The sequence below is a fragment of the Sphingomonas adhaesiva genome (genome assembly GCF_002374855.1).
GTDB classification, from domain to species: Bacteria; Pseudomonadota; Alphaproteobacteria; order Sphingomonadales; family Sphingomonadaceae; genus Sphingomonas; species Sphingomonas adhaesiva.
This window is the reverse complement of record NZ_NWVC01000021.1, coordinates 1-10,563: the sequence shown is the minus strand read 5'-3', so window position 1 is coordinate 10,563 and position 10,563 is coordinate 1. Positions and strand designations below refer to the sequence as shown.

The following is a 10,563-nucleotide window of genomic DNA, read 5'->3' as shown; positions in this document are numbered from 1 at the left end:
TCTCGAGGCGGCGCTGGTCCGAATGCGAAACTTTAATGGAGATACCGGGGCGCATGTCCCGGACTCGCATACCAACCCGTCCGGGGGGAATCCCTAATCGGACTCAACCGTCAGGTTCTATCCACTAGGTGGTCGGCATGCCCCAAGCGACACTTCAGGCCTGGCTTTCACTCTATGCCGCGGTCGGCGTCATGGTGGCGCTGTGCGCTGTCCTCGCGATGATAAAGACCGCCTACGATTATCGTCTGGGAACTAGGAAACTCCCAACTGCGACCGTCCTCGATAAGGTACTCGTTGCACCCCGGTTGTGGATACGTTGGCAGATCAACTATCTGCTCGGCGCGCCGGCGATCCTCGGAATTGCGATCTATTACGCGCACTACCTCGGGTTCGATACTCTTGTAGATGTGTAAGCGAGTAACTGGACCCCCCTGCCCCGGAATTCCTGTCGACCCACTGCCAAACCGGCGGTCTGAATCGATGCTGTCCTGAACGATCCGGTGCTCCACCCTCGAGTGATCGCTGCGACATAGTCCATCGTCTCGCGAAACGGCGGAATACGGCGCATCGATCGAACGCGTCCTGGACCTGCATTGTACGCGGCCAAGGCTAGATCGACCCGCTTGAACTCATCCAGATGCGCGCGGAGGTATCTGGCCCCTCCCCTCAGGTTCGACAACGGATCTCTCGAATTGAAAACCCCAAGTCCACGCGCTGTACCGGGCATCAATTGGGTAAGGCCAACGGCGCCCTTCGGTGATACGATCAATGGGTCATAGCGGCTTTCCTGGGCCACCAGTGCATCGAAAAGCCCGACTGGCACACCAGCTTCGCACGCCACGGCCTGGATCAAGGGGTAATATTGAGCCCGCCGAGCTTCGAGCCAGCCTGGAAAATCGCCGCGTGGACGGTAGGGTGTGATTGAGCAAGCCTGTGGGGTGTAGAGATAACTTGCCATATCGGACATCGCTGCCCGGCCAGCTCCCCCCGAAACCTGGCCAGTCTGCATCCAAAGGGGCACCGATATATGCGACGTGCTTATTGCCTCCTCTTGGGGTTCCATTACGGGGCTGCCGAATGATCTGAAGTCATTGCCTAAAACGGCTTCCATGCTTGGTACTGGCGGCGTTCCGTCTGTTGGCATACCCCGCATTCTCGGGCCCACATCGATGACGGCTTCAACTGCCTGCCCATCAAATGTCATTACCTCGGCCTGCTTAGCTGCCGATGTTTGCGCCCATAGCAGTGCCATAACACTACCCACTACGCATAAGCTCGAGTTCGATCGCGTGTTCATCGATCATTGAACATCATGTTTCGATCAACCGCACAACGTGGAAAAAAATTCCACTATCTCCCAGTGCTTGATCCAGACTAGGTCAGGCAAACCCCCGTGGGTAGCAGCTAGCTCACAGATATCTGCTGGTTGGGTATCAGCTAGCTATCACATAGGTAGCGGTTGCCAAACTGCTAGAGAGCGGCTAGCTATCCAGTCGTTCGAACTATCACAGGATCGGTCATGGCTGCTGTCGTAGCATTCGTCTCACAAAAAGGCGGTGTAGGAAAAAGCACCTTGGCAAGAGCCCTTGCTCGCGAGGCGGCGGCAGGCGAACTGCGGGTTAAAATCGCCGATCTCGATACTCAACAGGGCACTTCGGTCGATTGGCACCGAGCACGCCTTGGCATCTCCATCGAGCCGATTGTGTCGGTTGAGGCATTCAAAACCGCGTCTCAGGCCCTGGCCGCTGCAGACGGCTTCGATCTGCTTATCATCGACGGCCCCGCTCGGACCAGCAAAGCTACACTTGAAATTGCACGGTCATCGTCACTCGTGGTTCAACCCACCGGCGCATCCTTGGACGATCTCAGGCCTGCCGTCCGCGAATACCATGCCCTTGTTAAGGAGGGTATCCCGACTGGACGGCTCGTTTTTGCGCTCAACCGCATTGGAACTTCGGCTGAAGAAAATGACGCGCGGGCGTATTTGACCGAAGCGGGGTATAATGTCCTCGACGGTTCGATCGTGGAACGACCAGCATACCGGCAAGCGCAGAACCAAGGCCTGTCAATTACCGAAACCAAATTCTCCGGCCTTAACCAGCGTGCTGATACTCTGATCCAATCCCTAATCGACAAAGTAGCGGGGTGAATGATGGCCGATATCTCGAAGCTAAAGAAGGCTACTCGTTTGGGTTCACCCCCACCAATCAGTGAGGCGAGCCAGAATTTGGATGCACCCGAAGTAGCCCCCGCCCCTCCGGCTGCACCGCTGATAACCGCAACCCGCATTGATGCCCGCAGTTCGCGCAAGACTAACCGCACTCAACAATTTGCGACTAGGGTCACACCCGAATGGGACAATCGAATCCGCGAAATAGCTCAACGTGAGGGTCTGCTTCTTACAGAAGTGCTCGAGAAGGCACTCGACGCTTATGAGAAACTGCTAGCTCAAAGGTAGCTAGCCGCTAGATACCAGCCATCTCAACGCTAGATAGCGGAGGTCTAACTGCTAACACGGGGACCTTCCGCTAGCTGCTAGCCAGCAGCTACTGAGTCACCTAGGAAGGGAGAGAAGGGGGTCAGAGGCAGCGAGAAAGGATCGGTCATGCCCCTCGTTGCGCTGAAACCCACCCAGACCATCGTGGACATCGTCGGCGCCCTCGGCGGCACCTGGCACGGCTACAACGCCATGTGCCGTTGCCCGGCCCACGCCGACAGCGATCCCAGCCTCTCGATCCGGCAGGGCCATGACGGCATCCTCGTTCACTGCTTCGCCGGCTGCACCGCCGAGGACGTGCTCCGCGAGATCGCGCGCATCAGACCCGGACGCACCTACGACCCACCCGCTGAACAGCGCACCGGCAGACCCGCCAACATCGAACGGCTGTGGAACGAGGGGTTGCCGATCGCCGGAACGCCCGCGGAAGCCTATCTCCGCTTTCGCGGCATCACCGGCGCCTTCGACGACCTGAGCTACCACCCGCGCTGTCCGTGGGGACCGAAACCGCATACCCGGTTCCTCCCGGCGCTGCTGATCGCGGCGCGGGAGGGGCGCACGCTGCGCTCGATTCAGCGCATCTTCCTCGACCTCGCGCATGGCGGCTATCTCGACAAGGCGACGCTCGGCACGCCGGGAGGTGCGACCTGGCAGGGCATGCGCGTCACCGACACATTGGCGCTTGGTGAGGGGTTCGAGACCTCGGCCGCCTTCACCCAGATCCACGGCATCCCGTGCTGGGCGACGCTCGGCGCGGCGCGGCTCGACCGTGTCCACATCCCCGATAGCGTCACCACGCTGATCTTCGCCGAGGACAATGACTTCGAGGGCCGACGCGCACGACGCAAGGCGTGGGCCGCCTATCGGCCGCGCGGGCTGACGCTGAAGCGGATGCCGCCACCCTCACGTTATGGCGACTGGGCCGACGTCGTGAAACCCGGAGCCTGAGAGGGAAGGGGGGTCGGGGTCGTGAGCTGCACGAGCAGCCACAGACCCGGAGACCCCCATGACCGACCTGTTCGACCCTGCGCCCGCGCGCGCCGACCATGCCACCGCTGCCGCCCGCCTGCTGCTCCCCGCGATCGCCGGCGACGCGAAGATCACCCGAGCGATGCTCAACGACGCGATGATCCGCGCCTATGGCGGCACCGACGCCGATGGTCACTGGACCCAGCGCGAGAGCTTCGAGGTGCTGGAGCATGCGACCGCGCTGGCGGTATGCGCAGCAGGCACCACGCCGGCGGTCGACGCCGCGATCGGGCTTATGGCGCGCCTTCCTACCCAGACCGTGCGCAGCGAGGAGCAGATCGACTGGCAGCAATTCTCGACGCCGCTCGATCTCGCCACAATCGCGGTGATGCTCGCGGCGGTTCGGGCCGATGACATCGTGCTCGAACCGAGCGCCGGTAACGGTCTCCTGGTCGCGGGCCTCCCGCCGATCGCGGCGCTTCAGCTCAACGAGATCGATCCCGCGCGCCGCGCGCGGCTGTCCGCCACTTTCCCGAAAGCCAGCGTTACCGGCCACGACGGCGCGCAGATCGCGAGCGCCATGGCGCCCGCGCCTCGTCCCAGCCTCATCCTGATGAACCCGCCGTTCTCGCGCTCGCTCGGCCGCGGTGCCGACGCGCTCGCGGCGGTCCGCCATCTGCAGGCGGCGATCAAGCGGGTCCGCCCTGGCGGGCGCGTCGTCGCGATCATGCCCGACTGGTTCTTCAACTCGGCGCGTATGGGCGCAATCTGGTCGACGACGCTCGCCAGCGTCGCGCTCCGAACATCGATCCGGCTGACCCATGCCTATGGCAAGCACGGGACGGGGGTCGCGGTGCGCCTCTATGTCATCGACAAGACGGTGGGTGATACGACGACGGTCACGGTGCAGCGCCGCGCCGTAAGCGACCTGGTCGAGGCGCTGGTCATCCCGCCCCGGCAGGATCTGATCCCGGAGGCCGCCACTCCGGCGCCGGTCAAGCGGGGCGGGGGGCTGTCCCTCCTGCGCAGCGTGAGATCGAAGCCCGCTGCCACCCCGCGCATCTTCCGCGCTCCCGCGAGGAACGAGGTTCTGCCGGTCGGCTACCAGGTGCTCGAGACGCCGGCGCCGCTCGCCGAGCAGTCCGGTGTCTATCTGCCCTATCGGCCGAGCCGTATCGTGTTCGACGCTGCCGGCGAGCATCCGACCGCGCTGGTTGAATCCATCGCGATGGGCTCGATCCCCGCGCCGATCCCCGTCCATGTTCCTTCGCTGCCGGAACGCACCGTCACGGAACGGCTGTTGTCCTCCTCGCAACTCGAGACCGTCGTTTACGCCGGCCATGCCTGGACCCAGTATATCCCGGGCCTGAGCAAGCCAGACAAGGAGGGCGTGGGGCTGGTGCTCTCCGACGACGGACGCGCGTACCGCAAGGGCTATTTCCTGGGCGACGGCACCGGGGCAGGGAAGGGGCGGCAGGTCGCGGCCGTCATCCTCGACAACTGGCTGGCGGGTCGTCGCAAGAACATCTGGATCAGCAAGAACGAGGCGCTCCATGCCGACGCGATCCGCGACTGGACCGCGCTCGGCGGTCTCGCGGCCGATGTGCAGCCGCTCTCGCGCTGGAAGATCGACGAGCCCGTCACGATGGACGAGGGCGTCCTGTTCGTGACCTATCCGACGCTGCGCTCCAACCGCGGCGACGCCACCCGGCTCGATCAAATCATCGCCTGGGCCGGTGCCGACTTCGATGGCGTCATCGCGTTCGACGAGGCGCATGAGATGGGCGGCGTCGCGGGTGGCGAAGGGTCGATGGGCACCAAAAAGGGCTCGCAGCAGGGCATCGCCGGCGTTCTCCTGCAGAACCACCTGCCCGACGCCCGCGTGCTCTACGCCTCGGCGACCGGCGCGTCGGAGGTGAACAACCTCGCCTATGCCGTGCGGCTCGGCCTGTGGGGGCCGGAGACCGCCTTCGCCAACCGCGAGGCGTTCATCACCCAGATCCGGCAGGGCGGGATCGCGGCGATGGAACTGGTCGCGCGCGATCTCAAGGCGACCGGCCTCTACACCGCGCGCGCGCTGAGCTTCGCCGGGGTCGAATATGACATCCTCCGCCACGAGCTGACGCCTGAACAGATCGCGGTGTACGACACCTATGCCGATGCCTGGGCGATCATCCATCGCGGCCTTGAAAAGGCGCTCGAACTCACCGGCGTCGTCGACGGCAACGAGGGCAAGACGCTCAACTCGGGCGCGAAGGCCGCGGCGCGCTCGCGGTTCGAAAGCTGCAAGCAGCGGTTCTTCGGGGCGCTCCTCCTGTCAGCGAAGCTCCCGACCGTCATCGCGGCGATCGAACAGCATCTGGCGGCCGATCAGTCGGTCGTGCTGCAGCTGGTCAGCACCGCCGAGGCGATCCTCGACCGCCGCCTGGGCGAACTGTCGCCCGACGAGCGCGCCGACCTCGACATCGATCTCTCCCCGCGCGAGGCCGTGATCGACTATCTGACGCGGGCATTCCCGGTCCAGCAGATGACCTTCTTCCGCGATGACACCGGCGAGGTGCGCTCGCGACCGCTGTTCGACGAGAGCGGCCACCCGGTCACCAACCCCGAAGCCGAAGCCGAGCGCGACAATCTGGTCGAGCAGCTTTGCGCGCTGCCGCCGATCGCGGCCGTGCTCGATGCCATCATCACCCGGTTCGGCACCGAGATGGTCGCCGAGGTGACGGGGCGCACCAAGCGCCTCATCACGGTGAGCGGGGGAGGGCAGAAGCTCGAATCGCGCTCGGCCCGCGCCACGCAGGCCGATTCCGCCGCCTTCATGAAAGGCACCAAGCGCATCCTGGTCTTCTCCGACGCCGGCGGGACCGGGCGGTCTTATCATGCCAGCCTCGATGCGAAGAACCAGCAGCAACGCGCGCATCTGCTCCTGGAGCCGGGCTGGAGGGCCGATCGCGCGATCCAGGGCCTGGGACGTACCCACCGCACGCATCAGGCCTGCTCGCCCCTGTTCCGGCCCGTCACGACCGACTGCAAGGGCGAACTCAGGTTCACCTCGACCATCGCGCGGCGTCTAGACAGCCTCGGCGCTCTGACGCGCGGCCAACGCCAGACCGGGGGGCAGAATCTGTTCGACCCGGCCGATAATCTCGAAAGCGACTACGCCAAGGCGGCGCTCATCAGCTGGTATCACCTGCTCGTCGCGGGGAAGCTGACCAGCACCAACCTCACCGATTTCCAGCATCGCACCGGCCTGGAACTGCTCGATACCGACGGCGTGTTGAAGGAGGATCTCCCGCCCATCCAGCGCTGGCTCAACCGGTTGCTGGCGCTGCCGATCGGGCTCCAGAACTGCATCTTTGACGAATTCCTGGCGCTGGTCGAGGCACGGGTCGCGGCCGCGCGCGAGGCGGGGACACTCGATGTCGGCGTCGAGACGATGACGGTCGAGACCGCGACCGTGCTCGACGATACGATCCTGCGCACCGACCCGGTCAGCAAGGCGACCTCGCACCTGCTGACGATCGAGGTGACCCGGCGCCGCAACCCCATGTCGCTCGAGCGCGTGCTGCGCATCGCCGATACCGACCAGACCGCCGTGTTCGTGCGCAACGGCAAGTCGGGCAAGGTCGCGCTGCGCACCAGCGCGCGCTCCTGGCTGACCGAGGACGGGGTGGCGGTGTCGCGCATCGAACTGATGCGTCCGACCCGGCACGAATATCTCGCACTCGACGATCTCTACGAGACGGCCTGGGAGGAATGCAGCCGCGCACGGTTCGAGGCGGAATGGTCGGCCGAGGTCGACGAGATCCGCGGCAAGCTCGACGTCGAGACGATCCGGCTCGCGACCGGCCTTCTGCTGCCGATCTGGTCGGCGCTGCCGAGCGACCATCTCGTGGTCAACCGCGTGGTCGATGCCGAGGGTCGCTCCTGGCTCGGGCGCATGGTGTTCCCGGGCGACGTGCCGGCGCTGTTCTCGAAGATGGGCCTCGACAGCAACGACGTGCTCAGCCCGGCCGAGGTCGCGCGCGCCGCGATGGAGGGCGGGACGGTCACGATCCGGCGACCGTTCGTGTGCGAGGTGAAGCGCGTACGCGTCAACGCCAAGCCGCGCATCGAGATCAGCGGCGCACCGGCCGACCAGCTCGCGTGGCTCAAGTCGATCGGCTGCTTCACAGAGATCATCGCCTACAAGACGCGCGTCTTCATCCCCGTCGAGACGGCCGATGCGGTTCTCGCAAAGCTGATGGCCTGACCGGCACGATAACAGCCAGCTAGCAGCAAGGTAGCCGCTTGTCGGCGAGCCCCAGTCGCCCTCCCGCCCAAGCGGGAAACGAGAGGGGAGAAGGAGCGGGGAGGGTGTCCGGGTCGGGGGAAACACCCGTGCACCGGACACTTTCCCGCTCATGGAGACGATAGATGACCCAGACCGTCAAACTCGCGAAGCTGAAGCGTTCCGAGAAGAACGTGCGCACCACCCCGCCCAAGAATATCGAGGCGATGGCCGCCAGCATCCGCGCTCGCGGCATCATGCAGAACCTGCTGGTGACCGCCGCCCGCCCGAAGGGCATGTTCGAGATAATCGCCGGCGATCGCCGCTATCTCGGTGCGATGATGCTGGCCGAAGCCGGCGAGATCGTTGCCGCCGACTATGACGTGCCGGTCAAGATCATCACCGGCGACGAGGCGGACCTGCGCGAGGTGTCGCTGACCGAGAATTTCCAGCGCGAGCAGATGACCGTCGCCGAGGAATGCGTCGCGTTCCAGCACTTCCTCAAGACCGACGGTGACGTCGACGCGGTCGCCAAACGGTTTGGCCAGACCCGCCGCTTCATCGAGGGACGGCTGCGCCTCGCCGATCTTGCCGAACCGATCTTCGAAGCCCTGGCCGCGGGCAAGATCTCCTACGAGATGGCCAAGGCCTACGGCTCGACGGCCGACAAGGCCAAGCAGGAGCGCGTGTTCGAGCAGTATGGTCACTCGTCCTACGTCAACGCCGACCAGATCCGTCGCGCGATCGCCAACGACACGATGAAGGCGACGGATCCGATCGCGATCCTGGTCGGTGCCGATGCCTATGTCGCCGCGGGCGGCCGCATCGAGCGCGAACTGTTCAGCGAGGACGGTGACCGCTGGACCGACCCGGAACTCGCGCAGACGCTCGCTGCCTCGCTGATGGAGGCCGAGGCCAAGCGGCTCGGCGAGGAACTGGGCGTCGCATGGGTGCGCCCCGTCGCCACGACCAGCCTCTACGGCATCACGTCCGACCTCCACCGCGTGACGCTGCCGGCAGCGCCGCTGACGGACGAGGAACAGACGCGCTGCGACAAGATCGAGGAGCGCGTGCAGGTCATCGAGAGCGATATGGAGGACGAGGGTATCGATGACGACACCTATGCCGCGCTCGATGCGGAATCGGATCGGCTGCGCGAGGAATATCAGGCGATCCACGACAAGGCGCCCGAGCTGACCGACGAGGTCAAGGGCCAGGTCGGCGTCTTCCTGACGCTCGGCCGCGACGGCAAGATGAAGCTCGACACGACCTATTACAGCGAAACGCCGATCCGCCTGCCCGGGGACGATCGGCCGCTGCCGTCGTCGCCGTCGTCGCGTCGCACCGCCGACCTGCCGCCCGAGGCGGTCGCTCCTGGCGGCAAGCCGCTCAGCGCGCGGCTCCATGACGAACTGGCGGTCCAGCGCCGCGACATCCTCGCCGCGTCGATCCTCGGCGATCCGGGGCTCGCGCTCGACTATATGCTGTTCTGCCTCGCCGACCCCAGCCACGGTTACGGCCGCTACGGGACGACGGTTCGGGCAGGGCGTCCGCAGGACCCGCAGATGCCCAAGGATCAGCCCGCCACGCAGGCGCAGGTCGCGATCGCCGAAGCCCGCGAGGGTCTCGACACGTCGTGGACGGCAGGGGCGAACCCGGTCGAGCGGTTCGAGGCGTTCCGCGCGCTGAGCGACGACGCCAAGGCGGCCTGGCTCGCAGTCGTGGTGGCGACCTCGCTCGAGGCCAAGCCCGATTACAGCTCGGTCACCACCAACCCGCTCCATGCACGGCTCGCCTCGATCCTCGAGATCGAACCCGCCAAATGGTGGCGCCCGACCTCGGCGAACTTCTTCGATCGCGTGTCGAAGGGCACGCTGCTCGCGCTGCTCACCAGTGTCGGAGGCGCGCCGCTCGCGGCCCGCTACATGGCCTCCAAGAAGGGCGAGATCTCGACCAGCTGCGAGAAGCTGTTCGCCGGCGAAGCGATCACCGAGGCGGAAACCAAAGAAGCGGCGCTGGCCTGGGTGCCCGACGCGATGCGGTTCGACCTCGTGTCGGCCGCTGATGATGACGAAGCGTTCGACGACGAACCCGGCGATGAGGACATCGACGACGACACCGATGATCTCGGTGCCGACGATGCCGGGATCGACAGCGACGAGGCGCTGATCGCGGCCGAATAGCCCCCCGATACCCCCGGCCCGTTCGTCTCCCGGGCACCCCTGGCGGCCGTCCCTCACCGGGGCGGCCGCCTTCTTTTTACCCGCGGACCGTCACGCGTGGCCCGCGCATCGAGGGAGCTTTCCCATGACCTTTCCCCGCAAATCGTCCGCGCCGCGCCGCGATGTCGCGGCCGAGATCACCGACCTCATCATCGCCAAGCTGGAAGCCGGCGTCCTGCCCTGGTCGCGCCCCTGGGGGCTGACCGGGGCAGGGGGGCGTCCGCTGCGCCATTGCGGCACGCCCTACACCGGCATCAACGCGCTCTACCTCTGGGCGATCGGCGACGCCCAGGGGTTCTCTGGCCGCAACTGGATGACCTACCGCCAGGCCACGGAACTCGGCGGACAGGTGCGACGCGGCGAGCATGGCGCACACAGCGTCTATTACTCGACCTTCTCGAAAACCGAGGCGGACCGGATCACCGGCGAGGCGGCAACGAAGAATATCCGGTTCCTGCGCTCGTACACGGTGTTCAACGGTGCGCCGTAACGGCGGAAGTATAAAGGAGCTCTACCATGAGTAGATGATCTTGCTGGCTATAGATCATGCCCACTGGACTAACCTCGGCTAGCAATAGCTGTAATCCCGAAAGGGACGGGGAAAA

Annotated in this window: 6 protein-coding genes and 1 pseudogene; 6 read left to right on the top strand and 1 reads right to left on the bottom strand. The window is 65.2% G+C overall.

Features of this window, described 5'->3' with window-relative positions:
• Nucleotides 1–137 precede the first annotated feature (137 nt).
• Nucleotides 138–413 carry a hypothetical protein gene (locus tag COA07_RS17325; protein WP_010408871.1) on the top strand — a complete coding sequence of 92 codons (276 nt, stop codon included), beginning with the start codon at nucleotides 138–140 and terminating at the stop codon, nucleotides 411–413.
• Here the strand turns inward: COA07_RS17325 and COA07_RS18480 are convergent.
• Nucleotides 380–958: a lytic transglycosylase domain-containing protein gene (locus tag COA07_RS18480; RefSeq protein ID WP_079247005.1), complete on the bottom strand. Its 579-nt coding sequence runs from the start codon at nucleotides 956–958 to the stop codon at nucleotides 380–382. The genes COA07_RS17325 and COA07_RS18480 overlap by 34 nt on opposite strands.
• A gap of 561 nt (nucleotides 959–1,519) precedes the next feature.
• On the opposite strand from COA07_RS18480, the gene COA07_RS17315 reads away from it, so the two are divergent.
• The 5 genes and pseudogenes from COA07_RS17315 to COA07_RS17290 all read left to right on the top strand — a co-directional run.
• A complete protein-coding gene (locus tag COA07_RS17315; RefSeq protein ID WP_029623217.1) occupies nucleotides 1,520–2,149 on the top strand; it encodes a ParA family protein in 630 nt (209 codons plus the stop codon).
• 456 nt (nucleotides 2,150–2,605) lie between these two features.
• Nucleotides 2,606–3,445 carry a DUF7146 domain-containing protein gene (locus COA07_RS17305; RefSeq protein ID WP_010408880.1) on the top strand — a complete coding sequence of 280 codons (840 nt, stop codon included), beginning with the start codon at nucleotides 2,606–2,608 and terminating at the stop codon, nucleotides 3,443–3,445.
• Nucleotides 3,446–3,503: 58 nt separating this feature from the next.
• The gene (locus COA07_RS17300) at nucleotides 3,504–7,718 is read left to right on the top strand and encodes a strawberry notch family protein (protein ID WP_066711257.1); all 4,215 of its coding nucleotides are present in this window, start codon (nucleotides 3,504–3,506) and stop codon (nucleotides 7,716–7,718) included.
• Between the two features lie 164 nt (nucleotides 7,719–7,882).
• Nucleotides 7,883–9,919 carry a ParB/RepB/Spo0J family partition protein gene (locus COA07_RS17295; protein WP_066711259.1) on the top strand — a complete coding sequence of 679 codons (2,037 nt, stop codon included), beginning with the start codon at nucleotides 7,883–7,885 and terminating at the stop codon, nucleotides 9,917–9,919.
• A gap of 124 nt (nucleotides 9,920–10,043) precedes the next feature.
• Nucleotides 10,044–10,436, top strand: a pseudogene (locus tag COA07_RS17290) (ArdC-like ssDNA-binding domain-containing protein); the annotation flags it as partial.
• Nucleotides 10,437–10,563: the final 127 nt, after the last annotated feature.